At 64.0% G+C, this 26,617-nt stretch carries 26 protein-coding genes and 1 pseudogene; 12 read left to right on the plus strand and 15 right to left on the minus strand.

The genetic code is table 11. The features are described 5' to 3' along the window. The first annotated feature begins 14 nt into the window (after positions 1-14). The 3 genes from LG661_RS07135 (at position 15) to LG661_RS07145 (ending at position 2,109) form a co-directional block, all read left to right on the plus strand. On the plus strand, positions 15-197 hold the full coding sequence (locus tag LG661_RS07135; protein ID WP_230531187.1) for a hypothetical protein: 183 nt from the start codon (positions 15-17) through the stop codon (positions 195-197). Between the two features lie 66 nt (positions 198-263). After that, positions 264-848: a cysteine hydrolase family protein gene (locus tag LG661_RS07140; RefSeq protein WP_230531188.1), complete on the plus strand. Its 585-nt coding sequence runs from the start codon at positions 264-266 to the stop codon at positions 846-848. A 148-nt stretch (positions 849-996) separates the two neighbouring features. Continuing rightward, complete coding sequence (locus LG661_RS07145) at positions 997-2,109, plus strand: D-alanine--D-alanine ligase family protein (protein ID WP_230531189.1); 1,113 nt, start codon at positions 997-999, stop codon at positions 2,107-2,109. Between the two features lie 23 nt (positions 2,110-2,132). Here LG661_RS07145 and gmk read toward each other — a convergent pair whose 3' ends face one another. The 8 genes from gmk to LG661_RS07185 form a co-directional block, all read right to left on the minus strand. Continuing rightward, positions 2,133-2,771: a guanylate kinase gene (gene gmk, locus LG661_RS07150; protein WP_230531214.1), complete on the minus strand. Its 639-nt coding sequence runs from the start codon at positions 2,769-2,771 to the stop codon at positions 2,133-2,135. A 17-nt stretch (positions 2,772-2,788) separates the two neighbouring features. Next, positions 2,789-3,676 carry a YicC/YloC family endoribonuclease gene (locus LG661_RS07155; protein ID WP_230531190.1) on the minus strand — a complete coding sequence of 296 codons (888 nt, stop codon included), beginning with the start codon at positions 3,674-3,676 and terminating at the stop codon, positions 2,789-2,791. 85 nt (positions 3,677-3,761) lie between these two features. Beyond that, entirely contained in the window at positions 3,762-5,093 is a 1,332-nt protein-coding gene (gene mltG, locus LG661_RS07160) for an endolytic transglycosylase MltG (protein WP_407666671.1), read from the minus strand. A 194-nt stretch (positions 5,094-5,287) separates the two neighbouring features. Further along, positions 5,288-6,550 (minus strand): beta-ketoacyl-ACP synthase II, encoded by a 1,263-nt coding sequence (fabF, locus tag LG661_RS07165; protein ID WP_230531192.1) that lies wholly within the window; start codon positions 6,548-6,550, stop codon positions 5,288-5,290. Between the two features lie 66 nt (positions 6,551-6,616). Further along, positions 6,617-6,853, minus strand: a complete 237-nt coding sequence (locus LG661_RS07170) for an acyl carrier protein (RefSeq protein WP_009764365.1) — start codon at positions 6,851-6,853, stop codon at positions 6,617-6,619. A 233-nt stretch (positions 6,854-7,086) separates the two neighbouring features. Continuing rightward, the gene (gene fabG, locus LG661_RS07175) at positions 7,087-7,824 is read right to left on the minus strand and encodes a 3-oxoacyl-[acyl-carrier-protein] reductase (RefSeq protein ID WP_230531193.1); all 738 of its coding nucleotides are present in this window, start codon (positions 7,822-7,824) and stop codon (positions 7,087-7,089) included. Between the two features lie 12 nt (positions 7,825-7,836). After that, positions 7,837-8,784, minus strand: coding sequence for an ACP S-malonyltransferase (fabD, locus tag LG661_RS07180; RefSeq protein WP_230531194.1), 948 nt, complete (start codon positions 8,782-8,784; stop codon positions 7,837-7,839). A 105-nt stretch (positions 8,785-8,889) separates the two neighbouring features. After that, the gene (locus LG661_RS07185) at positions 8,890-9,039 is read right to left on the minus strand and encodes a hypothetical protein (RefSeq protein ID WP_230531195.1); all 150 of its coding nucleotides are present in this window, start codon (positions 9,037-9,039) and stop codon (positions 8,890-8,892) included. A gap of 195 nt (positions 9,040-9,234) precedes the next feature. Here LG661_RS07185 and rpoZ point away from each other — a divergent pair, with 195 nt between their 5' ends. From rpoZ to LG661_RS07215, 6 genes and pseudogenes are all read left to right on the plus strand, one after another. Continuing rightward, complete coding sequence (gene rpoZ / locus LG661_RS07190) at positions 9,235-9,642, plus strand: DNA-directed RNA polymerase subunit omega (protein WP_230531196.1); 408 nt, start codon at positions 9,235-9,237, stop codon at positions 9,640-9,642. 189 nt (positions 9,643-9,831) lie between these two features. Then, on the plus strand, positions 9,832-12,012 hold the full coding sequence (locus LG661_RS07195; RefSeq protein ID WP_230531197.1) for a RelA/SpoT family protein: 2,181 nt from the start codon (positions 9,832-9,834) through the stop codon (positions 12,010-12,012). 7 nt (positions 12,013-12,019) lie between these two features. Continuing rightward, complete coding sequence (locus LG661_RS07200; RefSeq protein WP_230531198.1) at positions 12,020-12,721, plus strand: gamma-glutamyl-gamma-aminobutyrate hydrolase family protein; 702 nt, start codon at positions 12,020-12,022, stop codon at positions 12,719-12,721. Between the two features lie 22 nt (positions 12,722-12,743). After that, positions 12,744-13,440, plus strand: a pseudogene (locus LG661_RS07205) (HAD family hydrolase). A 69-nt stretch (positions 13,441-13,509) separates the two neighbouring features. Continuing rightward, entirely contained in the window at positions 13,510-14,094 is a 585-nt protein-coding gene (pyrE, locus tag LG661_RS07210) for an orotate phosphoribosyltransferase (RefSeq protein WP_230531199.1), read from the plus strand. Between the two features lie 238 nt (positions 14,095-14,332). Continuing rightward, entirely contained in the window at positions 14,333-14,980 is a 648-nt protein-coding gene (locus LG661_RS07215) for a LabA-like NYN domain-containing protein (RefSeq protein ID WP_230531200.1), read from the plus strand. A gap of 75 nt (positions 14,981-15,055) precedes the next feature. Here the strand turns inward: LG661_RS07215 and smpB are convergent, their stop codons facing one another. Both smpB and dapA read right to left on the minus strand, forming a co-directional pair. After that, on the minus strand, positions 15,056-15,529 hold the full coding sequence (gene smpB, locus LG661_RS07220) for an SsrA-binding protein SmpB (RefSeq protein ID WP_407666672.1): 474 nt from the start codon (positions 15,527-15,529) through the stop codon (positions 15,056-15,058). Positions 15,530-15,534: 5 nt separating this feature from the next. Beyond that, positions 15,535-16,419, minus strand: coding sequence for a 4-hydroxy-tetrahydrodipicolinate synthase (dapA, locus tag LG661_RS07225; RefSeq protein ID WP_230531201.1), 885 nt, complete (start codon positions 16,417-16,419; stop codon positions 15,535-15,537). 182 nt (positions 16,420-16,601) lie between these two features. Between dapA and LG661_RS07230 the strand changes: the two genes are divergently transcribed. Both LG661_RS07230 and LG661_RS07235 read left to right on the plus strand, forming a co-directional pair. Then, on the plus strand, positions 16,602-18,689 hold the full coding sequence (locus LG661_RS07230; protein ID WP_230531202.1) for a lytic transglycosylase domain-containing protein: 2,088 nt from the start codon (positions 16,602-16,604) through the stop codon (positions 18,687-18,689). Between the two features lie 45 nt (positions 18,690-18,734). Beyond that, positions 18,735-19,616, plus strand: a complete 882-nt coding sequence (locus tag LG661_RS07235; protein WP_230531203.1) for an alpha/beta fold hydrolase — start codon at positions 18,735-18,737, stop codon at positions 19,614-19,616. A gap of 208 nt (positions 19,617-19,824) precedes the next feature. Here the strand turns inward: LG661_RS07235 and LG661_RS07240 are convergent, their stop codons facing one another. From LG661_RS07240 to LG661_RS07255, 4 genes are all read right to left on the minus strand, one after another. Next, on the minus strand, positions 19,825-21,066 hold the full coding sequence (locus LG661_RS07240) for a porin (protein WP_230531204.1): 1,242 nt from the start codon (positions 21,064-21,066) through the stop codon (positions 19,825-19,827). A 663-nt stretch (positions 21,067-21,729) separates the two neighbouring features. After that, a complete protein-coding gene (hppD, locus tag LG661_RS07245; RefSeq protein WP_230531205.1) occupies positions 21,730-22,845 on the minus strand; it encodes a 4-hydroxyphenylpyruvate dioxygenase in 1,116 nt (371 codons plus the stop codon). Positions 22,846-22,931: 86 nt separating this feature from the next. Beyond that, a complete protein-coding gene (gene maiA / locus LG661_RS07250) occupies positions 22,932-23,558 on the minus strand; it encodes a maleylacetoacetate isomerase (protein ID WP_230531206.1) in 627 nt (208 codons plus the stop codon). Next, positions 23,555-24,058 (minus strand): MarR family winged helix-turn-helix transcriptional regulator, encoded by a 504-nt coding sequence (locus tag LG661_RS07255; protein WP_230531207.1) that lies wholly within the window; start codon positions 24,056-24,058, stop codon positions 23,555-23,557. The genes maiA and LG661_RS07255 overlap by 4 nt, the downstream gene beginning before the upstream one ends. 122 nt (positions 24,059-24,180) lie before the next feature. On the opposite strand from LG661_RS07255, the gene hmgA reads away from it, so the two are divergent. Beyond that, positions 24,181-25,548, plus strand: a complete 1,368-nt coding sequence (gene hmgA, locus LG661_RS07260; protein ID WP_230531208.1) for a homogentisate 1,2-dioxygenase — start codon at positions 24,181-24,183, stop codon at positions 25,546-25,548. Positions 25,549-25,551: 3 nt separating this feature from the next. On the opposite strand, the gene LG661_RS07265 is transcribed toward hmgA, so the two are convergent. Continuing rightward, the gene (locus LG661_RS07265) at positions 25,552-26,562 is read right to left on the minus strand and encodes an endonuclease/exonuclease/phosphatase family protein (RefSeq protein WP_230531209.1); all 1,011 of its coding nucleotides are present in this window, start codon (positions 26,560-26,562) and stop codon (positions 25,552-25,554) included. Positions 26,563-26,617: the final 55 nt, after the last annotated feature.

Here is a 26,617-nt window from a genome sequence, read left to right on the forward strand (position 1 = left end):
CGTGGAGAAGTCCCATGACACCCGCCATGACCCTGAAAAGCCGTATCTTTACGGGATATTTCGCCTTCGTGAAGCGCCTCCTGGGCATCCCCTTCCGACAGGCCAAGGTGATGGCACTTTACCCCCACGAACTCTCCGATCACCTGCTTCGCGACCTCGGATACCTTGATGCCGACCGCTTGGGTGTGCGGGACTGATATAAGCTCAGCTAATCAGATGCTGAATGCCGAATGCCGCCGCCCCGACCCGGAACAGACCCTCACATGATCCACCTTCCCGACAACGCCGCCCTCCTCGTCATCGATGTGCAACAGGCCTTCGACCAGCCTCGCTGGGGCCAGCGCAACAATCCCGAGGCCGAGGGGAATATCGCCCGTCTGCTGGCTGCATGGCGAGCGAGCCGCCGTCCGGTCATCCACGTACACCATGAATCGGCCTCCCCCACCGGAGCCTTCCGGCGGGGAGAGGCCGGCATCCTGACGAAGCCGGAGGCAATGCCTGTCGAGGGTGAGCGGCTCTACTGGAAGACGGTCAACAGCGCCTTCATTGGCACCTCTCTGGAAGCGGATACCAGAAAGGCTGGCATCACAGCCCTCGTCATCGTCGGGCTCACCACCAACCACTGCGTCTCCACCACCGTGCGGATGGCCGGCAATCTCGGCTTCGACACCTATGTGGTCTCGGATGCCACCGCCACCTTCGAGCGGAAGGGACTCGACGGACGGATCCGGTCGGCCGCCGAGGTCCATGCCTCCGCCCTCAGCGACCTTCACGAGGAATTCGCCACAGTCGTGGACACCGGCACGCTCCTGGCGGAACTGGAGCCCAATTCCCGCACAGCTGCCTAGAAAAGCCGAGCGTCATGCTCGCCCGCCGCGCGGCCGCGCCTATCTGGACCTGTGGAGCAGGTGGAATTCCTTTACGGGACCTTAACCCGCCTCTCCAATGATCTTGTTAGAGGGGTGGCCCCGGCGGGCCACTCCGGGGAGGATGGGCATGATGGAGCCGCGCAAGAGAATCGGGCTGCTGTTCGGCGGACGCTCGGCGGAGCACGAGGTTTCGAAGTTGTCGGCGGCCAATGTGCTCCGCGCCCTCGACCCCGACCGCTATGAGGTCGTGCTGATCGGGATCGGCCGGGACGGGCGCTGGCTCCTGTGCGACAACGGAAACGGCGCGGGACGAGGCGCACAATCCCTTGAAATTCCCGAAGGATCGCCCCAGGTCGCCCTGCTCCCCGGCGGCCATGGGGAGATGATCGTTCTGCACGATTCCTCGCAAGCGGGCACCTTGCGCCTCGATGCGGTCGTGCCCGTCCTCCATGGACCCAATGGAGAGGATGGGACGGTTCAAGGCAGCCTAGAACTCGCGAACATTCCTTATGTCGGTTCGGGCGTCACGGGCTCTGCAGCCAGCATGGACAAGGATGTCGCCAAGCGCCTGCTACGCGACAGCGGATTGCCCGTAGTCCCCTACCTGACGCTCACGGCGGGCAAGAACCTAGACTACCGTGCGGCGGTCGACGCACTCGGAACACCCGACCTTTTCATCAAGCCCGCCAATATGGGATCGTCCGTGGGCGTTTCCCGGGCCACCTCCGCCGAGGAGTTTGAGAAAGCCTGCGAGCGTGCCTTCCGCTATGACGGCAAGCTCCTCGTCGAGCGCAGCGTCACGGGCGCGCGCGAGATCGAATGCTCCGTCCTCGAAGACGCTTCGGGTGAGGTCCGCGCCTCACCGCTCGGCGAGATCGTGCCTGCAGCCGATCACGGCTTCTACAGCTACGACGCCAAGTACATCGATGCGGCCGGGGCTCTCCTGCGCATTCCCGCGGATCTTGCGCCCGATGAGGCGGACCGCATCCGGGGCCTCGCGGTCGAGACGTTCAAGGTCCTGAACTGCGAGGGGCTGGCCCGGGTCGACTTCTTCGTCGACCCGAAGCGGACGGATGCCCTATACGTGAACGAGGTGAATACCCTGCCCGGCTTCACGGCGATCAGCATGTATCCGAAGCTCTGGGAAGCCGGCGGATTGCCGGCAGGCGCGCTCATGGAGGTGCTGATCCAGCACGCCATCGCACGCCACGCGCGCCGAAACGCGCTCGCGCTGGTATAGGCGCGAGCGCGGGTTCTTAGGCTTCAGTCCAGCTTCTCTGCCAGCAGGCCCTGGACGAATTCGGGCAGGCCGACGAGGCGGTCGCGCTTGAGGCGTTCCGCCGCCTGGATAGCCTTCAGGCTCTGGAAGGACGCACCGAGATCCTCGTTGACGATCACGTAGTCGTACTCGACCCAGCGCTCCATCTCGACGCGCGCATTGGCCAGGCGCTTCTGGATCACCTCGGGAGCGTCCTCCGCACGCCGCTCCAGCCGGGCCTTCAGCTCCTTGAAGCTCGGAGGCAGGATGAAGACGGTCACCACGTCTTCCGGCAGCTTCTGGCGCACCTGACGGGTGCCCTGGTAGTCGATGTCGAAAATCATGTCCTGGCCGCCGGCGAGCGCCTTCTCTACAGGCTTGCGCGGCGTGCCGTAAAAGTTGCCGTGCACCTCGGCCCATTCCAGAAGCTCATCGCGATCGCGCAACGCCATGAACTCTTCAACATCGATGAAATGGTAGTGCTTTCCGTCGATCTCCGAGGGACGCTTTGGGCGCGTGGTGACCGAGATCGACAGCACGCCGGCCCGGTCATCCACAAGGCTTCTGGTGAGCGTGGTCTTCCCCGCACCCGAGGGCGAGGACAGGATCAGGATGAGGCCGCGACGACCGACCGGGGATTTCATTTCAGCGCTCACGGCCCTTACTCCACATTCTGAACCTGCTCGCGGAACTGCTCGATCACGGCCTTCAGCTCGAGGCCGGTCCGCGAAAGGGAAACGTCGCTCGCCTTGGCGCAGAGGGTATTCGCCTCACGCCCGAATTCCTGCGCCAGAAAATCGAGCCGCCGCCCCACCGGTCCGCCCTCCCCCAGCAGGCCGCGGGCGGCGTCCACGTGGGCGCGCAGGCGGTCGAGTTCCTCGCGGATGTCGGCGCGGGCAGCGATCAGCACCGCTTCCTGGTGAAGCCGGTTGGGATCGAGCGCCGCCTTACCGTCGGTGAGTTCGGCGATCTGCGCCTGAAGCCGCGTGCGGATCGCTTCCGGCTTGCGGGCGGGTGACGCCTCGGCCTCGGCCACGAGGCGGGAGATGAGATCGAGATGCTGGTTGAGGACGGCGACCAGCGCCTGTCCCTCCTTCAGGCGTGCGCTCTTCAGGGCATCGACCAGACCGCCGATTTCCGCCTTCAGCGCTCCGGCCAGTTCCTCGTCCTGAGCGGGATCGACCGCATCCTCGTCGAGCTCCACGACGCCGCGGACGGAGAGCAGGCCATCGAGGGAGGCGGGCTTCACATTGTCCGGGAGCGAGAGATTGCCCACCGCCGCGAGCAGCGATTGCAGAACCTCCTGGTTCACGCGCAGCTTGGGGGCTGAGGAGGCGCGGCTGAGGGAGAGATTCAGCTGCCCCTGACCGCGGGTGAGCGCCTTGAGGATCTGGCTGCGCGCCTCTTCGCCGATTGCATCGAGGCCGGAAGGCGTGCGCACCCGGATTTCGAGCCCGCGTCCGTTCACGGTCTTGATCTCCCAGGCCCATTGATAGGAACCGGTGATGCCGGCTTCGCGGGCGAAGCCGGTCATGCTCGCAATGGCCATGCGTTCAAACCTTAAGGGTACCCGAGGTAAAAAATCGGCGCGACCATAATGCGCGCCGATCACGGAGTCGATTTGTTCTTGGACCTTACGGCTCCGCCAGGGTCGGAACCGTCTTCGGATTGGTTAGGTCGAAGCTCTTGTTCTTCAGGGGATCCTTGTCGGTCCCCTCGCTGGCGTCGAAGCCGCGCCGGCCGGGAGCGGCGGCGCCCCGCAGTTCCTGACTGATATCGCCGGCCGCTTCGTCCGGCTCTGCCTTGTCCACGTTGTCGGTCTCGGTCGTGGCGCGCGTCTTCTCGATCTGCCGCCAGCGCGCAACATTGCGCTTGTGCTGCTCGTAGGACTCGGCAAAGGCGTGACCGCCCGTGCCGTCCGCGACGAAGTAGAGGTCCTTGGTGCGGGACGGATTGGCCACGGCCTCGAGGGCGGCCCGGCCCGGATTGGCGATGGGCCCCGGGGGCAAGCCCTCGATCACGTAGGTGTTGTAGGGGGTCGCCTGCTCGATCTCGCTGCGCATGATTCCCCGGCCCAGAGTGCCTTTGCCGCCCACCAATCCGTAAACGATGGTGGGATCGGACTGGAGCTTCATGCGCTTCATGAGCCGGTTGATGAAGACGCCCGCGACGCGCGTGCGCTCGTCGGCCCGGCCTGTCTCCTTCTCGACGATGGAGGCGAGGATGACCAGTTCCTGCGGGGACTTGATGGGCAGGTCCGGGGACCGGCGCTGCCAAATCTGGTTCAGGGCCTGGCGCTGGGCCGACTGCATGGTGTTGACGATCTGCTGGCGGGTCGTGCCGCGCTCGAACTTGTAGGTATCGGGCAGCAGGGTGCCTTCCCGCGGGGTCTCGACGATGTCGCCGCTCAGGATCTCGTTCTCGTAAAGGCGCGCGATGATCTGCTCGCTCGTGAGCCCCTCGGGAACCGTGACGGAGTGCAGGATCGCCTTGCCCTGAACCAGGGTATCGACGGCTTCCGCGACGCTGGTGCCGGCCTTGAACTGGAACTCGCCCGCCTTCATCTGGCCGCGCTGGCGGCTGATGAGCGCATAGAGCTCGAAAATCAGCGGCCGCTCGATCACGCCCTCCTCCTTGAGGATGTTGGCGATGCCGCTCGTGCCGGTATTACGGGGAATGAGGACGACCTTGTCGCTCTGCAGCGGCCCCTGCTCTTCGGCCTGCTGCTGCAGCATGGAGAAGCCGATCATGGCGCCGATGGCGACCGCCACGAAGAGGGTCAGGAGGCCGCTGAGCAGGGACAGCATGCCGCGCCGCCGGCGGCGCAGCCGCGGCGGGGGCGGCGGGGCCGGCATCGGCTTGATGGCCTCGCTCGGGGAGCGAGGCGCGAGGCGCGGCTGCAGGTGATCCTGGGACTCCCCATCCTCCGGGGTCATCATCAGCGTTTGTTTTTTTCGTCCGAACATCACGATGCTTTTCTGGTACCGACCGGCGGTGACCCGGTCGCTCGACAGCCTAGACCATGACGGGGGCAGGTGGAAATTCCGTTACATGCCCGGATCATGCGGCCTCAAGGAGCTGGAACTCGCTTCGCCTCTGGAAGACCAAGCGAGTTCTAGCGGGGATTATGGCGAAAAGCCGTAACGGACCTGAGATGTCTTCAGGCAACCCGGCGGAAGATCAGCGATGCGTTTGTCCCACCGAACCCGAAGGAGTTCGAGAGGGCCACATTGACCTCCTTGCGCTTCGCCTTGTGAGGCACGAGGTCGATGGCCGTGTCCACCGAGGGATTGTCGAGGTTGATGGTCGGCGGAACGATGCCGTCGCGGATCGCGAGTACCGCGAAGATTGCCTCCACGGAGCCCGCTGCACCCAGCAGGTGCCCGACGGCCGATTTGGTCGAGGACATGGTGAGCTTGCCGGCGGCATCCCCCACGAGACGCTCGATTGCCTTCAGTTCGATCTCGTCGCCGAGCGGCGTCGAGGTGCCGTGGGCGTTGACGTAGTCGATCTCGGAGACCGGAATGCCGGCGCGCCTGATCGCCGCGGACATGCAGCGATAGGCCCCGTCGCCGTCTTCCGATGGCGAGGTGATGTGATAGGCGTCGCCCGAGAGACCATAACCGATGACTTCGGCGTAGATCTTGGCGCCGCGCGCCTTGGCGTGCTCGTACTCCTCCAGCACCACGACGCCTGCGCCCTCGCCCATGACGAAGCCGTCACGGTCCTTGTCGTAGGGACGCGAGGCCTTGGTGGGGTTGTCGTTGAAATTGGTGGAGAGCGCGCGGCAGGCGGCAAAGCCCGCAATGGAAAGCCGGTTGATCGGCGATTCCGCGCCGCCCGCCACCATCACGTCCGCATCGCCAAGGGCGATCAGGCGCGCCGCATCGCCGATGGCGTGAGCGCCGGTGGAGCAGGCGGTCACGACCGCATTGTTCGGGCCCTTCAGGCCGTGCTCGATGGAGACATAGCCGCCCGCCAGATTGATGAGGCGACCGGGAATGAAGAAGGGAGAGATGCGGCGCGGGCCGCGCTCGATCAGGGTGGCGGAGGCCTCGTAGATGCCGCCGATGCCGCCGATGCCGGAGCCGATGAGCACGCCGGTGGCGCACTGGTCCTCGTAAGAGGTCGGCTTCCACTCCGCGTCCCTGAGAGCTTGGGTGGCCGCGGCCATGGCGTAGACGATGAAGGGGTCGACCTTGCGCTGCTCCTTGGGCTCCATCCATTCATCGGCATTGAAGGTGCCGTCGGAGCCATCGCCGCGCGGGATCTGGCAGGCGATCTGGCAGGCGAGGTCGTCGACCTGGAAATCGGTGACCTTATTGGCGCCGCTCTGGCCTTCCAGGATTCGGGACCATGTGGCGTCCACTCCGCTTCCCAGCGGGGTAACCATGCCAAGACCAGTAACAACAACCCGGCGCATAATCGTTCTGCCCTAAAACTGAATAAAATTAGGGCGTCGGATGAGTCACCCGACGCCCTGACGGCTTTAGGCCGCGTTCTTCTCGAGGAAGCGGATGGCGTCGCCGACCGTCACGATGGTCTCGGCCGCGTCGTCCGGGATCTCGACGTTGAACTCTTCTTCGAACGCCATGACCAGCTCGACCGTATCAAGGCTGTCGGCGCCCAGGTCGTCAATGAAGTTGGCGTTGTCGGTCACCTTGTCGGCTTCGACGCCGAGGTGCTCGACAACAATCTTCTTCACGCGATCAGCGACGTCACTCATCGTTTCTTCCTCAGTGGCTGCCGCCTCAGGATTGGGCGGATCAAGAATTGAATTTAGATCAGCTGCTCAGCTGACAACGCTGAAACGGCTACCCTGCGCCGTGCAAAGCCGCATTTTTGAGCGCCGGTCAACCCCTTTGACCTGATCGGGCTCATGATTAACACAAGCTTATCCGGTCTGGCGAGGGGGGTGGCGGAGCGTTCGAACAGAATTCCGCCGCCCCGCCAAAAGCCTTAAAACATGGCCATTCCGCCGTTCACGTGCAGGGTGTGTCCCGTCACGTAGCCGGCCTCGCTCGAGGCGAGATACACCACCGAGGAGGCGATCTCGTCCCCCTGGCCGAGCCGCGCCATGGGAATCGTTCCCAGGATCGCCTCGCGCTGCTTCTCGTTGAGGGCGTCGGTCATCGGGGACTGGATGAAGCCCGGGGCGACGCAGTTCACGGTGATGTTGCGGCTCGCGACTTCCGCCGCCAGAGCCTTGGTCATGCCGATGAGGCCCGCCTTGGAGGCGGCATAATTCCCCTGCCCCGGATTGCCCGTGGAGCCGACGACCGAGCCGATATTCACGATGCGTCCGTAGCGGCGGCGCATCATGCCCTTCACCGCGGCGCGGGAGAGGCGGAAGGCCGCAGTCAGGTTAACGGCGATCACCGTGTCCCACTCCTCGTCCTTCATGCGCATGAAGAGGTTGTCCTTCGTCACGCCCGCATTGTTGACGAGGATGTCGAGCCCATCCATGGCCGCTTCCGCAGCCGGAACGAGAGCCTCGACCGAATCCTTGTCCGAGAGGTTCGCCTCGACGACGTGGACCCGCTCCCCGAAGGAGGAGGCGATCTCGTCGAGAACGCTGCGGCGGGTTCCGGACAGGGTGACGGTCGCGCCGCGGTCATGAAGGGCGCGGGCGATGGCCCCGCCGATGCCGCCGGTGGCGCCGGTGACGAGAGCCTTGCGGCCGGTCAGATCGAACATGCAGGGCTCCTGTTATCCTTGCAGGGAGGCTTTGAAGGCGGCGACATCCTCGGGCGTGCCGATGGCGGTGGCGGAGGCTCCCGCCGCGATGCGTTTCACCAATCCTGTCAGGACCTTACCGGACCCGACCTCATAAAAGGCTTCAACACCCTGCACCGCCATATAGGCCACGCTCTCGCGCCAGCGGACGGTGCTCGTGACCTGGCGGACCAAGGCATCGCGGATCGCGGCCGGATCGGTGATAGGAGCAGCCTCCACATTCGCCACGACCGGAACGATGGGAGCGTTGACGGTGACGCCCGCCAGCGCCTCGCGCATGGCGTCGGCGGCCGGTTGCATCAGGGCGCAATGGAAGGGGGCGGACACGGCCAGCATCACGGCGCGCTTGGCGCCATTTCCTTGAGCGATCGTGACGGCCCGCTCGACGGCCGTCTTGTGGCCGGACACCACCACCTGGGCGCCGCCATTATCGTTGGCCGCATCGCAGACCTCGCCTTGGGCCGCCTCCCTGGCGACCTCCAGGGCCGCGTCGAACTCAAGCCCGAGGAGCGCCGCCATGGCGCCCTGCCCCACGGGCACGGCGTTCTGCATGGCATTGCCGCGGATCCGGAGGAGTCGGGCCGTATCGGCGATGGACAGGCTGCCCGCAGCAGTGAGCGCCGAATACTCGCCCAGCGAATGCCCGGCGACGAAAGCGGCATGCTTCTCGAGGTCGAAGCCGACCTCCGCCTCCAGGACCCGGATCGCCGCGAGGCTCACGGCCATCAGGGCCGGCTGGGTGTTGGCGGTCAGGGTCAGGTCCTCCGCCGGGCCTTCCCACATGAGGGTGGAAAGCTTCTGGGAGAGGGCGTCGTCCACCTCGTCGAAAACGGCCTTGGCCCGGGGAAAGGCCTCGGCAAGGGCCTTGCCCATCCCGACGGACTGACTGCCCTGGCCCGGAAAAACGAATGCGCGCTTCATCAGGAGCAAAAACCCTTATTGCCTCAAGAACCGCGCGGGACTCGCACTGGCAGGCGGAGGAGTCAAGGCGCAGAGCACGCCTCTCCGCACCAGAATGCTGCCGGATCAGGGAATGCGGCGACGCCAGCCCTTCAGAATGCCCCGGTCGGCCGGGTCGTTGGAAGGAACGCCCCGGTCCAGCAGGCGACCGGCCAGGACGGCCGCGACCAGCAGGAGCGGGAACAAAGTGAGCAGGACAGCGATAGCGCTTGTCAAAGTCCACTCTCCACGTGTCATAGGAAGAGCTTATTCCCATGCCCGGCCGCCCGGCCTGCGCCTGCACACCCTATGTAATCATGTAGTGTTTGATCCGGCCCCGATGAGGGCGAGGGTTATCCCCTTGTTTTCCTGGCCCAATCGGTGTATCCCAGCCCCCTCCCGATATTCCGAACCTGAAGAAGGAGCCTTTCAATGGCTCGTGTGACCGTCGAAGATTGCATCGACAAGGTCGAAAACCGGTTTGAGCTCGTGCTGCTGGCCAGTCACCGGGCGCGCCTGATCTCCTCGGGCTCGCCGCTCACCATCGATCGCGACCGCGACAAGAACCCCGTCGTGGCCCTCCGCGAGATCGCGGATGAGACCATTGCTCCCGACGACCTGAAGGAACAGCTCATCCACTCGATGCAGAAGTATGTCGAGGTGGACGAGCCGGAGGCGGAAGCCGTTCCGATGCTCAGCAACACCGCCGCAGCCGCTCCCGCAGGCAGCGACAACGATGCCGATGTCCAGTTCGACCGCATGAGCGAGGAAGACCTGCTCCGCGGCCTGGAAGGCCTCGTTCCCCCGAGCAGCAGCGCGGACGACGACGACCGCGAATAAGCCTCAGGACATCCCGTCTTTCCGAAGCCCGGCCGTTGAGCCGGGCTTTTTCATGCGCGCTCTTAACCACCACTCGGTTTTATCCCCCTGCGGCAAGGTATTCAGCTTGCGGTGGCAAGGCTTGGTACAATATCTTTCAAGGCCTTTTTGCCTTCAGCCAGATAATCCGGGAAAGGAGATGGCCGCCGTATGATGCGCCAGTACGAACTCGTCGAGCGGGTCAAGCGCTACAACCCCTCGGCCGACGAGGCGCTTCTCAACCGTGCTTACGTGTACGCCATGATGGCACACGGCAACCAGAAGCGCGCATCCGGCGACCTTTTCTTCGGCCATCCCCTCGAAGTCGCGGCGATTCTCACGGACCTGAAGCTCGACGACGCCACCATCGCGGCGGCGGTTCTCCACGACACGGTGGAGGACACCCAGGCGACGCTGGAGGAGATCAACAAGACCTTCGGGACGCAGATCGGCGCACTCGTCGACGGCCTGACCAAGATCAAGCGCCTCGACCTCGTGTCGAAACAGGCGGCCCAGGGCGAAAACTTCCGCAAGCTGCTCCTGGCCATCGCCGATGACGTGCGGGTGCTTCTGGTCAAGCTCGCCGACCGCCTGCACAACATGCGCACCCTCCAGTTCATGCCTGCGGAGAAGCGCAAGCGCATCGCCGAGGAGACCCTGGAGATCTATGCGCCGCTCGCCGGCCGCATGGGTATCCAGGAGATGCGTGAGGAGCTGGAGGACCTTGCGTTCCAGAACCTCGATCCGGAAGCCTATGGAGCGATCAGCCGACACCTCGCGGAAGTGACCGTGAAGGCCGAAAAGCTTGTCGAGGAGATCGAGCGGGATCTGACCACGAAACTCAGCGCCCAAGGGATCGGAGCCCAGGTCACCGGACGCCAGAAGCGCCCCTACTCGATCTGGCGCAAGATGGAGCGCAAGTCCGTCTCCTTCGAGCAATTGTCGGACATCTTCGGCTTTAGGGTTCTCGTCGATACGGTGGACGAGTGCTACCGGGCGCTCGGCGTCGTGCACACGACCTGGCCGATGGTGCCGGGGCGCTACAAGGATTACATCTCGACCCCGAAGCAGAACGACTATCGCTCCATCCACACCACGGTGATCGGCCCGGGGAGCCAGCGCGTGGAGCTTCAGATCCGCACCAAGGCGATGGACGAGGTTGCGGAATACGGCATCGCGGCGCATGCCCTCTACAAGGAGGGCATCAACGACAATTCGCGCCTTGCGAACGAAAGCCGCGCCTATCAGTGGCTGCGGCGCACCATCGACCTCCTCGCCGAAGGCGACAACCCGGAGGAGTTCCTGGAGCACACGAAGCTCGAACTCTTCCACGACCAGGTCTTCTGCTTCACGCCGAAGGGCCGTCTCATCGCCCTGCCCCGCGGGGCGACCCCCATCGACTTCGCCTATGCAGTCCACACGGATGTCGGCAACACGGCGGTGGGCTGCAAGATCAACGGCCGGATCTCGCCGCTGCTGACGGAGCTGCAGAACGGCGACGAGGTGGAGATCGTGCGTGCGGAAGGACAATCGCCGCCGGCCGCCTGGGAATCCCTCGTCGTCACCGGCAAGGCGCGCGCCTCGATCCGCCGCGCCACCCGCGCAGCCGTGCGCCAGCAATATACCGGCCTCGGCCGGCAGATCCTGGAGCGCGCCTTTGAGCGCGCCGGCCACCCCTTCTCGGACGAGAAGCTGAAAGGCTCCCTGCCCCGCCTGGCGCGCATCTCCATCGAGGATGTGCTGGCGGCCGTAGGCCGGGGTGAGATGTTCTCCGGCGACGTGGTGCGCGCCGTCTATCCGGACTACAAGGAGGAGCGGCGCGGCGGCACCGAAACGCGGGTCGTGGGTCAGGCCATCAAGGGCGATGGCTCGGCCGGCAAGACGCCCGGCGACTCGGCACGCGGCATCCCGATCCGCGGCCTCAACGGAGACGTTCTGATCCGCTTCGCCCCGGAAGGCGGAGCCGTTCCCGGAGACCGCATCGTCGGCATTCTGACGCCCGGCGAAGGCGTCACCATCTACCCCATCCAATCGTCATCCCTTGCGGCCTTCGATAACGAGCCCGACCGCTGGATCGACGTGCGCTGGGATCTGGAAGCTGGCGACACGCAGCGCTTTCCGGCCCGCATCAAGCTGCAGTCGATCAACGAGCCCGGCTCGCTTGCCCAGATCGCCCAGGTCATCGCCGACCATGACGGCAATATCGACAATGTCGCCATGAAGCGCCGCACCCAGGACTTCACGGACGTGACCATCGATCTCGCCGTCTGGGACTTGAAGCACCTCAACGCCATCATCGCCGAACTGCGCGCCAAGCGCGTGGTGAGCCGCGTCGACCGGGTGACAGGATAGGATTTCCATGTCAGCTAAGCCTCGCATCGCCGTCATCATGGATGAGAACACCAGCGGTGACGGCACGCGCTACGACACGACCAAGGCCTATTTCATTGCCGTGCAGCGCGCCGGGGGACTTCCCTTCGGCATCCCGTACGTCAGTGATATGATCGAGCCGGTCACAGAAGAATTCGACGGCTTCATCAGTGTCGGCGGGCGCATCCGGTTCCCGAGCGAATGGTACGTCCCCGGCGACGGGTCGCGCTATCCGTCCTCCGAGCGGCTCGAGGTCGAGCAGGCGCTCATGCGAGGGTTCCTCGACCGCGACAAGCCGGTGCTCGGCATCTGCAACGGCATGCAGATGCTCGCCTGCCTTCACGGCGCACGCATGGTGCATGAGGTGCAAAAAACCCGCTCGCATGTTCTCACCCACGATGACCGGGCCGCCATGCATTCAGTTGAGATCGTGCCGGGTACGATGCTCTCGCGCATCGTGGGCGCGACGCGGCTCGACGTGAACAGCCGCCATCAGGAAGCGGTCGTCGCTGTGTCCGATCAGGCCGTCGTGGCCGCCAGGGCGGATGATGGGGTGATCGAGGCCGTCGAGATTCCTTCCAGGCGTTTCGCTATCGGCGTCCAGTGGCATCCGGAGGCCTTTGCAACTCAGGACAATCCCGGCAACAGGTTGTTCAGCGCGTTCGTACAGGCGGCGCGACAGCACCGCTGAAACGCCATTCCAGGATTTGCAAATGTCCGTCACGGTTCTAGGCCTCGATGCCGACGACACGCTCTGGCACAACGAAACCTTCTACCAGATGACGCGCTGGCGCTTCAGTGACCTGCTCTCCGACTTCGTCGATCCGAAAAGGCTCGAAGAGGAGGTTGCGGCAACGGAGAAGCGCAATCTCGGCCTCTACGGCTATGGCGCGAAAGGCTTCACCCTCTCGCTTTTGGAAACCGCGCTGGAGGTAAGCCGGGGTCAGGTGTCCAGCGCCGTGCTCTAGGAAATCCTCGCCGCCGGGCGCGAGATGTTGGCCCATCCCGTGGAGCCGCTCCCGGGCGTTCAGGAGGCCCTCGAAGAACTCTCCGCTGATTACCGGCTGGTCCTCATCACCAAGGGCGATCTCTTTCACCAGGAATCGAAGCTCGCAGCCTCGGGGCTGGGCTCGTTCTTCTCCGGCGTCGAGATCGTGAGCGAGAAGACCGCGGAAACCTACCGCCGCGCCTTCGCCCGCCACGGAGCCGGCGCGGAGCAGGCCGCCATGGTCGGCAATTCCGTCCGCTCCTATATCCTGCCGGCACTGGAAAGCAGGCAGCTATGCCGCTCTCGTCCCGTACCACCTGATCTGGGCCCACGAGGCGGCCCCCATCCCCACCTCGCATCCACGCTTCAAGGAGCTCGCATCCCTGTCCGAACTGCCCGGCTGGCTCGCACAGATTTCGTGACGACCGACAGTCGCCTCTTGCCTCTCACGGCAGCCCCTGCCAAAGAGCCTCCGTGCAGGAGACAAGGCCATGAACCCGAACGATGTCCTCGATGAATTCCGCTCCGCTGGCGCGCTGCTAGAGGGGCATTTCGTTCTCTCGTCGGGGCTGCACAGCCCGGTCTTCCTGCAGAAGATGTTCGTGTTCCAGGATCCGGCCCGCACCGAGCGGGTCTGCCGGCCCCTGGCGGAGAAGATCCGGGAGGCCTATGGGCCCGTCGATTACGTGGTCTCGCCGGCCGTGGGCGGCATCGTGCCGGGCTACGAGACGGCGCGGCACCTGGGGGCCAAGGCCATCTTCGTCGAGCGGGAGAACGGCGTGTTCGCCCTGCGGCGGGGCTTTGCAATCCCGGAGGGCGCGCGGGTGGTCATGGTAGAGGACATCGTGACCACGGGCCTGTCCTCCCGCGAGTGCCTGGCGGCCCTCAAGGAGCATCCCGGCCAGCTTCTCGGCGCGGCCTGCCTCATCGACCGGTCGGGCGGCAAGGCGGATCTGGGCGCTCCCCTCGTGTCCCTCGTCCAGCTCGACATTCCGGCCTATCCGCCGGACCAGCTTCCGCCCGAGCTCGCCGCCCTCCCCGCCGTCAAACCGGGAAGTCGCAGCCTCAAATCGTAAAAAGCTGTTTACTTCTGCATAAATGGCTTGACTGCCACAGGAGCGACAACTTGACTCAATGGAGGGACAGGTCTTTAGTCTGCGGCGTTGTCATTTTACTCGTCTGAAGGGTTAGCAACAGCCTGTTTTCGGGCACGTCGTAATTTTATCGCGCAGATGTTTTCAAGCGTGAATAAGAGATGTCGCTTTGACAAGTTAGGTTGTGATGCCGCCCAAGCAGGCATGAAAGAGAATACTCATGTCAGGTCAGCAGCGGATCGCGCTCTTCATTGACGGCGCCAATCTTTACGCGACGACAAAGACCCTTGGCTTCGATATCGACTACAAGCGTCTTCTGAAGGAATTCCAGGGACGCGGCACCCTCGTCCGGGCCTTCTACTATACGGCCCTCGTCGAGGACCAGGAATACTCGTCCATCCGTCCTCTGATCGACTGGCTCGACTATAACGGATACCGGGTGGTGACGAAGCCCACCAAGGAATTCGTCGACTCCGCCGGCCGCCGCAAGGTGAAGGGCAACATGGACATCGAGCTCGCCATCGATGCGCTCGAGCTCGCTCCCTATATCGACCACATGGTCCTATTCTCCGGCGACGGGGACTTCCGCTCGCTGGTCGAGGCCATGCAGCGCCGGGGCGTCCGGGTCTCGGTGGTCTCCACCGTCACGACCCAGCCTCCCATGGTGGCCGACGAGCTGCGCCGGCAGGCGGACGAGTTCCTCGACCTGTCGCAGCTCGCCTCCCGAATCGGCCGCGACCCGTCCGACCGGCCCCAGCGGAGCGAGAACGGCGAGCGCCTCGAGCGTTCGCGTCCGCAGCCACGCAACGGCGCCCTCGAGAGCCGTTACGGCATCCGCCAGCCGCAGGACGACGATTTCGAGATCTGAGGGCCGGACCGACTTCCGATAAGACAATGGCCGGGGCGTCCCCGGCCATTTGCATTTTTAGAGCTCGGCGTCTTCTCAGCCCTTGTCCCGCATGAGACGGGCCTTCTCCCGGTTCCAGGAGCGCTCCTTCTCCGTCTCGCGCTTATCGTGCAGTTTCTTGCCTCGGCCCAAGCCGAGTTCCACCTTCGCCCGACCGCGGTCGTTGAAATAGACCTTCAGCGGGATCACTGTAAAACCCTCACGCTGCGTCGCGCCGATCAGCTTGTTGATCTGCCGCTTGTGCAGCAGCAGGCGGCGGGGGCGGCGGGTCTCGTGGTTGAAGCGGTTGGCCTGCAGGTATTCCGGGATATAGGCGTTAAAGAGGAAGAACTCCTCGCCCGACGGCCCGGCATAGGCTTCGCCGATGGTCGCCTTGCCCTGGCGCAGGGATTTGACCTCCGTACCGGTCAGCGCAATGCCGGCCTCGTAGGTGTCGAGAATCTCGTAGTTGAACCGCGCCTTGCGATTGTCGGCGACGACGCGGTGAGCATTCTTCGGGTCTTTTGACATGGCGATCAGGTGTTGATCAGGCCCGCATGGACCATGGCCGAGCGCACGGCCTGCTTGGTGCCCTCGGAGACCTGAACCATCGGCAGGCGCACATCGTCCTTCATGAGGCCGAGCACCGAGGCGGCGTATTTCACGGGCGACGGGTTGGTTTCCATGAACAGATTGGTGTGGAGCGGCATCAGGCGGTCCTGCACCTTCAGGGCGCTCGCGTAATCGCCCTGAAGGCAGGCATTCTGCATCTCGGCGCACAGCCGCGGGGCCACGTTCGAGGTGACGGAAATGCAGCCATGGCCGCCATGGGCCATGAAGCCGAGGGCCGTGGCATCCTCGCCCGAGAGCTGGATGAAGTCGGGCCCCATGGCCTGCCGCTGCAGGCTGACGCGGGCCATGTTGGCGGTGGCGTCCTTCACGCCGGCGATGTTCTTCAACTCATAGAGCCGCGCCATGGTCTCCACCGACATGTCGATCACCGAACGGCCGGGGATGTTGTAGATGATGATCGGGATGCCGATGGCGTCGTTGATTGCCTTGTAGTGCTGATAAAGGCCTTCCTGCGTCGGCCTGTTGTAGTAGGGCGTCACGATCAGCACGGCATCCGCGCCGACCTTTTCCGCATGCTGCGAGAAGGCAATGGCTTCCGCCGTGCTGTTGGAGCCCGCGCCTGCGATCACCGGCACCCTGCCCTTCACCTCGTCAACGCAGACCTCGACGACCCGCTCGTGCTCCTTGTGGCTCAAGGTGGGGCTTTCGCCCGTGGTTCCGACGGGAACCAGGCCGTTCGTGCCCTGCTCGATCTGCCAGTTGATGAAGGCCCGGAAGGCCGCCTCATCCACGGCCCCGTCCTTGAAGGGGGTCACAAGAGCCGTGATGGAGCCTCTGAATTGGGTCATGATCATCCTCGAAAAATTCGCAGGGCCTTCAGGTCCGCGGGCTTTAACACATAAGGGTTGCGGCGCATGGGCGCAAACGAGCCGATTTAAGAGGTTGTCCTAGCCCGGCTCTTGGTGTTTCCTCAAGAGAAACGTCACAACAAAGACATCGGGCAACAAGGGGGTCTTGCGGGGAATACAGGATGAGTCTCGAATTGCGTCTCCTCACACGTCTTCTGGCGTCGGCCGCTCTTTTCCAATTGTCCGTCCTCTCCGCTCACGCCGGCGATACTCCCCCAGTCCCGGACACGCCGGAGACCGAACAGGCGCAGCCGCTCCCACAGACGGAGACGCCAAGCTCGCTCGAAAGTTTCGAATCCGCGAGCCGGGATCCGGGCGATCCGGACTACCTGCCCAACATTCTCAAGGCCTACCGCAGCGGCGATCTCACTGAAGCCCAGATCCTGACGACGAAGCTCTCACAACCGGCGGCCCGGGCCCTCGTGGAATGGTACGCCATCCGCAGCCGCACGCCGGTCAGCTTCGATCGTATCGTCGCCTTCCGGAAAGATTATCCCGACTGGCCTGTGACCGCGCGGCTCCGTAGGAGCGCCGAGGATGCGCTGCTGGCGGAACGCAGGTCTTCGACGCAAATTCGCGCCTATTTCGCCGACAACCCTCCCGTCACCACCACTGGGCGGGTGGCGCTCGCCTTCGCCCTGAAGGATGACGGTCTTGAGAAGGAAGCGAATGAGCTGATCCGCCATGTCTGGCGCGAGGATTCCTTTGGAGCCGATACCGAGAAGCGCATTGTTGAGCGCTTTCCCGATCTGCTGAATGTGGCCGACCACCGCTTCCGCATGGAACGGCATCTATTGAAGGAAAGCTGGAGCGGCGCGTTGCGCGCGGCGGGCTATGCGGGCAAGGAGTACAAGTCCCTCGTCGATGCCCGAAGGGGGATCTATCAGGGAAAGAAGAAGGCCGAGAAGGCTTTCGCGGCGGTCCCCGCCTCCCTGCGCAAGGATCCGTCCTACCTGTTCTCCCGCGCCCTTTACCTGCGCCGCGGCAAGAAGCTGATCGAGGCGGCGGAGATCATTGCGCAGGCGCCACGCGACCCGGAACTGCGCGTCGACGGGGATGAATGGTGGGCCGAGCAGCGCCTGATCGCCCGCACCCTTCTCGACGAGGGTGACGCGAAGGCAGCCTATAAGGTGGCGAGCCACCACACGGCAGAATCACCGGCCCAGCAGATCGAGGCGGAGTTCCACGCCGGCTGGATCGCCCTGCGTTTCCTGGACGATCCGCAAACCGCTGCCCGACATTTCGCGACAATCGCAGAAACCGCCACGACACCCATCTCGGTCTCCCGCGTCACCTATTGGCAGGGACGCGCCGCGGAAGCCGCCGGCAAGAAGGACGAAGCCAAGGCCTTCTTCGAGCGTGCAGCGGGTTATCCGACGACCTATTACGGGCAGCTCGCACAGATCAAACTGGACCGAATCGTTCCCCTGAGGACGGTCGATCCCCTGACGGAGACCGAGCGCAAGGTCTTCGAGGCTCTCGTCCCGATCCAGGCGATCAGCCTGCTGCAGCAGATCGGTGAGGAGGACATCGCCATCATCCTCTCTACCGATCTGGCCCAGACCCTTGACGATCCCGCAAGGCTCGATGCCCTGGCGGCCCTCGCATCCTCGCAAGGCAACCCGCGCGCGGTTCTCGCCATCGGCAAGATCGCCCAGCAGCGCGGCTTTCCTCTCGATGAGCACGCCTATCCCCTTGCCGGCATTCCGGATTTCGAGCCGGTGGGCGACGATGTTGAGCCCGCAATGGTCTATGCCATCGCCCGGCAGGAAAGCGCCTTCAACCCGCGCGCGGTCTCAAGCGCAGGGGCGCGGGGCCTCATGCAGCTCATGCCGGCGACTGCAAAGATGACGGCGAAGCGCTTCGGCGTCAGCTTCGATCTCAAGCGCCTTGTGGAGGACCCGTCCTACAACGCCAAACTCGGCTCGGCGCATCTCGGCGAGCTGATGGAGGACTGGAAGGGCTCGTACATCCTGGCCTTCGCCTCCTACAATGCCGGCGGCGGCAATGTGAAGAAATGGGTCAACGCCTATGGCGATCCCCGCAAGCCGCAGGTGGATGTGATCGACTGGGTCGAGCGCATTCCCTTCTACGAGACCCGCAACTACGTCCAGCGGGTAATAGAGAACCTTCACGTTTACCGGCAGCGTCTGAAAGACAAGACGCCTCCCGCTCCCGAGACCGCAGATGCGACAAAAGCCCAGGATTAGGGCAGGATGGCCGCCCGTTGAAGCAAGACCGGGATCGGATGTGACATGAGCGGCCCCTATCGGGATCTTTTCGTATCGGCCTCGGACGGCCTGCGCCTCTATGCACGGGATTACGGCCCGGATATCGGCGATGCCCTGCCGGTCGTCTACCTGCCGGGCCTCGCCCGCACCTCGGAGGACTTTCACGACCTCGCGGAAGCCCTGAGCCAGGACGAAACCCGCCCCCGCCGCGTTCTTGCCCTTGATTACCGGGGTCGCGGGCGCTCCGAGTGGGACCGGGATTGGCGTAACTACGACGTCAGGATCGAACTGAACGACACGCTCCAGGTGCTGACCGCAGCCGGAATCGAAAAGGCTGTCTTCGTCGGCACCTCGAGGGGAGGCCTGATCACAATGGCGCTCAGCGCCGTCAGGCCTGCCCTGATCGCTGGAGCGATCCTCAACGATGTGGGCCCGGTGATCGAGGGGAAGGGCCTGATCCGGATCCGCAGCTATGTGGGAAAGCTCCCCACACCGGCGAGCGTGCGGGAGGGCGCAGAGATCCTGAGGCAGATGTCGGACGCCCAATTTCCCGGCTTCGCCGAGGAACAATGGGAGAAGCTGGCGCGCGGGACCTGGCGGGAAGAGGAAGGACGGCTCGTCCTGAACTACGATCCGGACCTGATGCGCGTTCTCGAAGCGCTCGACCTTGAAACACCGCTGCCGGAGCTGTGGGCTCTCTTTGAAGGGCTCAAATCTGTCCCCGTCCTGGCGATCCGGGGCAGCCATTCCGACCTGCTGACGGCAGAAGCCCTTCGCAGCATGGAAGAGCGCCATCCTCGCCTAACGGCCCTCACCGTCCCGGGCCAGGGCCATGCTCCGGCCCTCGACGGGAGCGTGATCGAATCGATCAGAGAGCTGATTCAAGCAGCCGAGCGGCCGGACTGAATCCCTTCTCCAGGGTAAAAACGATAGACGCGAGCCCGGTCGCGGAGTCGCTCTTTGGTGATGGCCAGGAGCGCAGGGTCAGTGCGGCCCTGAAGATCCTGCAGCGTCCCACCTGCCACAGGGCGATCAACTCGACGACCGCTTATCAGCAAAAAAGAAACCCCGGTGTTTCCACCGGGGTTTCCTTCAACCAATCGGCTTGAACCGATTAGAAGTCGCGCTGGATGCGGAGACGACCGGAGAAGTCGTCGTTCTCGACGCCAGCAGGCGTAAAGCCGTCGCTGTCGATGTTGGCGTAGAGAACTTCCACACCGATGTCGAGACCGGCAACCGGCTGCCAGAAGACGTTCGTGCCGACGCGCCACTCGCGGAAGTCCGCCGACGGAGCAACGCCTGCGCCGTACTCGACGCTCGCGTACGAACCGAAGACGTTCTGGCGGATCTGGGGCGTCCAGTAGTGACGGAGACCACCAGCGATGGACCAGCCGTGACCGCGCTCGATGTCACCCGTGATCGGGTTCACGTAGGCATTGGCAACGCCGTAGGAGATCGTGCCAGCGCCAGCGCCTTCACCGAAGCCGAGGTAAGCCAGAGCGCCATTGGCGTAGGTGGCATTGAGCCACAGAGCGTCGCCAGCGCCGAGCATCGGGAGGTTGATGCCAACGCTACCGGACACGGCGAAGCCGTACTCGGTATCCGGGATTACAACAGTGCCGCCCGGAAGGGTGACGAAGTTGTCGCTGCGGATCTGGCCGACGGCACCAGCGAGCTGGGCCGTACCCCAGGTGCCGGTGTACTTCACGTTACCGACGAGGTTGGGGGCGCGCTGACCAGCGTAGACCAGAGCGTTGCCGAGACCGGGAACGAACGCGAGGGCGCCATTGACACGGCTCTCGAGCTGATCCTCGAGCGACAGGGTGGCCGAGAAGCCGTTGCCGAACGAGAAGGTGTAGGCGAGCAGGTCAACGTCGGGCGCATCGTAGAAGCGCAGCGTGCCCATGTGGCCGGTCGGCAGGTCGCCGTTCGCGAAGAACGAGGTGACGCGACCAGCGGTCAGGCCGCCGAACTGCACGAAGGCCTGCGCGATGTTGGCACTGGTGGAGCCACCAGCCGTGCGGTTCATCTCCATGCGCACCAAGGTGCGGAGCAGGCCGTAAGCAGTCGCCGTGCGGGCGTCGAGCTGGACGCGACCACGGACGAAGAAGTTGAACGCGTCATCCGAACGGTCGAACGTCTCGCCGTAGATGTAGTCAGCGCGGACGCGGCCGCCGACGCGCAGGCAGGTTTCCGTGCCCGGGATGTAGAAGAAGCCTGCACCGTAGGTGTTGCAGACGCGAACGTATTCAACAGCCGGAGCGACCGCACGTGCGGGCAGATCGGCAGCTTGAGCCCCGGCGACGGTGGCGAGAGCCGCAGCCGATCCGAGGAAGAGGCTCTTAGCGAGCTTCATGGTTGACCTCCAAAGTTTCGAGACCCTGGGGGACCGGGTTTGTGTGCCTCGACAGCTTCAACGAAGCTTCAAACACGTCCCTTTTCCCCTANAGCTTGAGCCCCGGCGACGGTGGCGAGAGCCGCAGCCGATCCGAGGAAGAGGCTCTTAGCGAGCTTCATGGTTGACCTCCAAAGTTTCGAGACCCTGGGGGACCGGGTTTGTGTGCCTCGACAGCTTCAACGAAGCTTCAAACACGTCCCTTTTCCCCTAGAAACCCGGTGACCCCGTCTTTGACTGAGACTCACCGGATCACGACTGGGGTGCCCCCGTCGCTGGAGCCACATTAGCCAGAGCCGCTCCGCAAGCAACCGAAACAAGGCGCAAAATGGGCGCCGGAGGGGGCTTTCCGAAGGCATGTTGCACAAAGGCAACGTTTCCGCCATCGGCCGTTTACTGCTCGGTAACGGTTCAGCCAGCTTCCTAACAAAGTGTTAAATTTCAAGCGTTTGCGGCAAGCCGTCAGAAGCATGCGAGGAGAGGAATCGCCCCTCTCAAGGAACGTAACCTTGGGGCAGACTGTGAATAAGCCGGTTCACAGTTTGGCCAGAGTTCCGCTAGTCCAGACAGCAAAAAGGCCGGGACGTGCCCGGCCTCTCCGTCGAATCGTGTCCTATCCGGAACTCAAGCGGCGTCAGGCTTGAGCACGCCGCGGCGGATCTGATCCTCCTCGATCGATTCGAAGAGCGCCTTGAAGTTGCCCTCGCCGAATCCCTCGTCACCCTTGCGCTGGATGAACTCGAAGAAGATCGGCCCGATTGCGGTCTTGCCGAACCGCTGGAGCAGAACCTTGGTGAAGCCGCCCTCCACCACGCCCTCGCCGTCGATGAGGATGCCGTTCCTCCGCAGGCGGTCGAGGGGCTCCTCGTGACTGGGCAGACGCTGGTCGATACGGCTGTAGTAGATGTCATTTGGCGCGGGCATGAACTCGAGCCCGGCCGAGATGAGCGCCTCGATGGATTCGTAGAGGTCGTGGGAGCCCAGGGCCACGTGCTGAATGCCCTCGCCTTTATACTCCTGCAGGTATTCCTCGATCTGACCCGTCTCGCCCGCATCCTCGTTGATCGGGATGCGGATCTTGCCGTCCGGGCTCGTCATGGCGCGGGAATGGAGCCCCGTCAGCTTTCCCTCGATGTCGAAATAGCGGATCTGGCGGAAGTTGAAGAGGCGCTCATAGAAGCCCGCCCATTCGTTCAACCGGCCGCGGTAAACGTTGTGGGTCAGGTGATCGATGTAATAGAGGCCGACGCCGCGGGGCTTCGGGTCCGGCTCGCCGAGCCATTCGAAGTCGACGTCATAGATCGAGCCCTTCGCGCCATAGCGGTCGACGAAATAGATCTGCAGCCCACCGATTCCCTCGATGGCCGGGATCTCGAGCTCGTTGGGGCCGACTTCAACCTGAGCCGGCTTCGCCCCCATAGAGAGCGCCCGGTCATAGGCGTGCTTCGCATCGACCACGCGGAAGGCCATGGCGGGCGCGGAGGGGCCGTGCTGGCTCGCAAAGCGTTCGGCGAAGGAGCCGGGCTGCGCATTCACGACGAAATTGATGTCGCCCTGACGGTAAAGGAGGACGTTCTTCGACCGGTGCTTGGCGACGACGGAGAAGCCCATCGTCTTGAAGAGACGATCCAAGGCCTGAGGGTCGGGATGGCAGAACTCGACGAACTCGAAGCCGTCCGTGCCCATCGGGTTCTCATCGGAAATGGCGGGCGGCGGCGCATCGTGCGGAAATGGTCCCATAGTCTCCTCCTGTTATGCATCGGCCCCTTCTGAGGGCTCCTGTGACGGGAATAACGCATCCGCCCCGTTGACGGATGCGCAGCGTCTCACTCCGCATCCGGCTGGTTGGCCGGCGCGGCGTTTTGGAAGGCGGTCAGGGCAGCGCAGGCCGCATCGACCGCGAGAATCCTCGGATAGTCGTCCAAGGGGACGTTGAAGCGCCGGGCATTGAAGACCTGCGGCACGAGATAGACATCGGCGAGCGTGACGCGCGGCCCGCAGGCGTATGGTCCAGGCTCGATCATCGCCTCGATAGCGTCGAAGCCCTGCCGCACCCAATGGGTGTACCAAGCATCCAGAGCGGCCTGGTCGTGGCCCAGCGTCTTCTTCAGATAGGCCAGGGTGCCGGAATTGTTGAGCGGGTGGATATCGCAAGCGATCAGGCTGGCGATGGCCCGGGCCTTGGCCCGGTTCACGGCCCCGACCGGCAGCAGCGGCGGCTCCGGATAGACCTCATCGAGATATTCGAGAATGGCCGGTGACTGGACCAGCGTGGCGCTGCCGATGTCGAGGGAAGGCACGCGCTTGTGTGGATTGACGGCCCCGTAGGCCTCCTCCCGCTGCTCCCCTTTCAGCAGGTTTACCGGCACGGATTCATATGCGACGCCCTTCAGGTGGAGGGCAATCCTGACCCGGTAGGCCGCGGAGGAGCGGAAATAAGTGTAGAGCTTCACCCCTCGCCCTCCCCTGCATCCTCGGGCGCCATCAGCCGCGCGTGGCCGCTGAGGCGATCGATGAGATCGGCCAGCAGCTTCTGCTCCTCGGACGTGAGCACGGACACGAAGCGCTCCTCGAAGGCGAGCGCCTGGGGCGCCAGCGCCTCGTAGATCTCCCGGCCTTCGGCGGTCAGCTCCAGCAACTCCTCCCGCCTGTCGTCCTGGTTGGGACGGCGCGCGATCAACCCGCGCTGCTCCAGGGCAGCGACGGCGCGGGACACCGTGGATTTGTGCATGACCCCATGGGCCGCGATGTCCCGCGCGGTGCGATAATCGTACTGTCCGAGGGTCGCGATGACCCGCCAAGCCGGGATCGAGAGGCCGAAACGCTCGGCATAGATCTGCGCCAGGGCATTCGAGGTCAGGCTCGCCAGAACGTTGAGCCGGTAAGGGAGGAACCGCTCCAGCACCACGAGAGGTGCAGGGGCTTCCTTTTTTGCTGCGGAATGTGACGCCATCGTTGACAGAAACCGTTGCTCATGCAACCAATAAACGAAATTCGTTGCATGAGCAACTAGATTTCCGGACCGCAGGGTCAATACCCCCCCGGACATCCAATTCGCTCTCCAGGGAGAACGCCATGAAACTTCAGAACGTCTCCGGGTTCCAGTCACCCAAGGAACGCACCAGCGCCATCGTGCCGGGCTACATGTCGGGCTTCGGCAATTCCTTCGAGACGGAGGCGCTGGAGGGTGCGCTGCCCATCGGGCGCAACTCGCCCCAGAAAATCAATTACGGCCTCTATGCCGAGCAGCTTTCCGGCTCGCCCTTCACTGCCCCGCAGGCCACCAACCAGCGCTCCTGGCTCTACCGCATCCGCCCGGCGGTGAAGCATTCGGGCCGATACGTGAAGGTCGACAAGGGCTTCCTGCGCACGGCTCCGGCAGCCCGCGACGAGAGCGAGCTTCCCATCGGCCAGCTGCGCTGGGACCCAACGCCGATCCCGGACGAGCCCCTCACCTTCATCGACGGGATCCGCACCATTACGACGGCGGGCGACTCCGATACGCAAACCGGCATGGCGGCGCACATGCTCCTCGCCACGCGCTCCATGGAGAACGAGTACTTCTTCAATGCGGACGGCGAGTGTCTCATTGTGGCGCAGGAGAACCGCCTTCGGTTCCGCACCGAATTCGGCGTGATCGACATCGAGCCCGGCGAGATCTGCATCATCCCTCGTGGCGTGATCTTCAAGGTCGAGCTGATCGACGGGCCGGCGCGGGCCTATATCTGCGAGAATTACGGCGGTGCCTTCACCCTGCCCGACCGTGGCCCCATCGGCGCAAACTGCCTCGCCAATCCGCGCGACTTCCTCACGCCCGTCGCGGCCTATGAGGACAAGGAGGCGCCGTCGCTTTTGTATGTGAAATGGGGCGGCGAGCTCTACCGCTCGGAGATCGGCCAGTCGCCGCTCGACGTGGTGGCTTGGCACGGCAATTACGCACCCTACAAATACGATCTGCGCCATTTCTCGCCGGTCGGCGCGATCATGTTCGATCATCCCGACCCGTCGATCTTCACGGTGCTGACCGCGCCTTCCGAGACGCCGGGCACGGCGAACGTGGATTTCGTGATCTTTCCCGAACGCTGGATGGTGGCCGAGAACACCTTCCGCCCGCCCTGGTACCACCGCAACCTGATGTCGGAATTCATGGGGCTGATCTACGGGGTCTACGACGCCAAGCCCGAGGGCTTCGTGCCGGGCGGCATGAGCCTCCACAACCAGATGCTGCCGCATGGGCCGGACGCCATGGCCTTCGAGCACGCTTCGAACGTGGAATTGAAGCCGGTGAAGCTCACCGGCACCATGGCCTTCATGTTCGAGACGCGCTTCCCCCAGCGGGTCACGAAATACGCCGCCGAGCTGCCGACGCTTCAAGAGAACTACATCGATTGCTGGCGAGACCTGAAGAAGCACTTCGATCCGAACCAACGGAAGCCGAAGTGAGCGTCAGCCCTGTTCCGGCTTGAGCGACAGATCCGCAAGAACGGGCAGATGATCGGACCCGATATCCTCGCCCACTTGGTTTGCGATAACCTCAAAGCCTGAGTTGACCAGGATATGATCGATCGGGAGGCCAAAGAGGGGAAAGCGGTTGAGCCAGGTTGCAGCAAGCCCCCTCGCCTTCGCGCTGTCCTCCAGTCCGGCCTGCTCTGTGAACGATTGAAAGAGCGGAGCCCAAGGGGTCAGGTTGAGGTCACCCACCACGATGACCGCGCCGCCGGAGGCGGCCTTCACCTCGCGCGCTACGGCGCCGAGCTGCGCCCGCTGGCGGCGGACACCGGCTTCTCCGAATGGACGGGCGGCGTGAAGCCCCACAAGCGTGAAGCACTTCGTCTCCGTTTCAGGATGGCAAAGTTCGACCGTCAAAACGGGGAGGAAGGATGCAACACTTCGGTCGACGGACCAGTCCCGGGGCTTCCATCGGCTGAACAGCAGCACGTCCAGGGGCGAACCCCGGCGATCCAGGATCCGGTGCGGGTATCGCCCATCATCCGGAATAGAGCGTTCCGCATCATCAGGCACTTCCGTCAGCAGGACGACATCCGGGTTCTCCCGCTCGATCAGCCGGCGCAAGGATTCCGGATCGGTGCTCTCGCCATGCAGGTTGAAGGTCATGACGCGGATGCGGTCGCTCGGTCCTACGCCGCCGACTGCCGCGGCACGGTCACCCGCCATGTAGGGCGCGAGCGGCATGGCATTGACGACGGTCAGGACGAGGCTCACCGCCAGGGCTGCCCAGGAACGCGCCAAGAGGGCAACGAAGACGGCGATCAGGCCGAAGGCCGCCAGTTGCGGGCGAAAATGCGTCAGCAGGTCGAGCCGCCACGACCAGGCGCCCAGGAAGCTCCCGGTCGTTGCAACAAGAAGCAGCGCCGCCAGCACGGCCGGCAACGCCTTGATCGCCTTCCGGACGGGTCGCGTTCCGCTGCGGCCCGTTCCGGCGTGTTTCTTCGGCATTTAGACCTTTCCGCGGGTGCGGATCATGAAGGTATCGAAGGCGTATTCGTTGAGC

Source organism: Microvirga roseola, from assembly GCF_020866965.1.
GTDB lineage: Bacteria > Pseudomonadota > Alphaproteobacteria > Rhizobiales > Beijerinckiaceae > Microvirga > Microvirga roseola.

Excerpts from the sequence above, each read along its gene's own strand:
- LG661_RS07135 (WP_230531187.1), top strand. The coding sequence starts at position 15 with ATGACACCCGCCATGACCCTGAAAAGCCGTATCTTTACGGGATATTTC.
- LG661_RS07140 (WP_230531188.1), top strand. The coding sequence starts at position 264 with ATGATCCACCTTCCCGACAACGCCGCCCTCCTCGTCATCGATGTGCAA.
- LG661_RS07145 (WP_230531189.1), top strand. The coding sequence starts at position 997 with ATGATGGAGCCGCGCAAGAGAATCGGGCTGCTGTTCGGCGGACGCTCG.
- gmk (WP_230531214.1), bottom strand. The coding sequence starts at position 2,771 with ATGAAATCCCCGGTCGGTCGTCGCGGCCTCATCCTGATCCTGTCCTCG.
- LG661_RS07155 (WP_230531190.1), bottom strand. The coding sequence starts at position 3,676 with ATGGCCATTGCGAGCATGACCGGCTTCGCCCGCGAAGCCGGCATCACC.
- mltG (WP_407666671.1), bottom strand. The coding sequence starts at position 5,093 with ATGTTCGGACGAAAAAAACAAACGCTGATGATGACCCCGGAGGATGGG.
- fabF (WP_230531192.1), bottom strand. The coding sequence starts at position 6,550 with ATGCGCCGGGTTGTTGTTACTGGTCTTGGCATGGTTACCCCGCTGGGA.
- LG661_RS07170 (WP_009764365.1), bottom strand. The coding sequence starts at position 6,853 with ATGAGTGACGTCGCTGATCGCGTGAAGAAGATTGTTGTCGAGCACCTC.
- fabG (WP_230531193.1), bottom strand. The coding sequence starts at position 7,824 with ATGTTCGATCTGACCGGCCGCAAGGCTCTCGTCACCGGCGCCACCGGC.
- fabD (WP_230531194.1), bottom strand. The coding sequence starts at position 8,784 with ATGAAGCGCGCATTCGTTTTTCCGGGCCAGGGCAGTCAGTCCGTCGGG.
- rpoZ (WP_230531196.1), top strand. The coding sequence starts at position 9,235 with ATGGCTCGTGTGACCGTCGAAGATTGCATCGACAAGGTCGAAAACCGG.
- LG661_RS07195 (WP_230531197.1), top strand. The coding sequence starts at position 9,832 with ATGATGCGCCAGTACGAACTCGTCGAGCGGGTCAAGCGCTACAACCCC.
- LG661_RS07200 (WP_230531198.1), top strand. The coding sequence starts at position 12,020 with ATGTCAGCTAAGCCTCGCATCGCCGTCATCATGGATGAGAACACCAGC.
- pyrE (WP_230531199.1), top strand. The coding sequence starts at position 13,510 with ATGAACCCGAACGATGTCCTCGATGAATTCCGCTCCGCTGGCGCGCTG.
- LG661_RS07215 (WP_230531200.1), top strand. The coding sequence starts at position 14,333 with ATGTCAGGTCAGCAGCGGATCGCGCTCTTCATTGACGGCGCCAATCTT.
- smpB (WP_407666672.1), bottom strand. The coding sequence starts at position 15,529 with ATGTCAAAAGACCCGAAGAATGCTCACCGCGTCGTCGCCGACAATCGC.
- dapA (WP_230531201.1), bottom strand. The coding sequence starts at position 16,419 with ATGACCCAATTCAGAGGCTCCATCACGGCTCTTGTGACCCCCTTCAAG.
- LG661_RS07230 (WP_230531202.1), top strand. The coding sequence starts at position 16,602 with ATGAGTCTCGAATTGCGTCTCCTCACACGTCTTCTGGCGTCGGCCGCT.
- LG661_RS07235 (WP_230531203.1), top strand. The coding sequence starts at position 18,735 with ATGAGCGGCCCCTATCGGGATCTTTTCGTATCGGCCTCGGACGGCCTG.
- LG661_RS07240 (WP_230531204.1), bottom strand. The coding sequence starts at position 21,066 with ATGAAGCTCGCTAAGAGCCTCTTCCTCGGATCGGCTGCGGCTCTCGCC.
- hppD (WP_230531205.1), bottom strand. The coding sequence starts at position 22,845 with ATGGGACCATTTCCGCACGATGCGCCGCCGCCCGCCATTTCCGATGAG.
- LG661_RS07255 (WP_230531207.1), bottom strand. The coding sequence starts at position 24,058 with ATGGCGTCACATTCCGCAGCAAAAAAGGAAGCCCCTGCACCTCTCGTG.
- hmgA (WP_230531208.1), top strand. The coding sequence starts at position 24,181 with ATGAAACTTCAGAACGTCTCCGGGTTCCAGTCACCCAAGGAACGCACC.
- LG661_RS07265 (WP_230531209.1), bottom strand. The coding sequence starts at position 26,562 with ATGCCGAAGAAACACGCCGGAACGGGCCGCAGCGGAACGCGACCCGTC.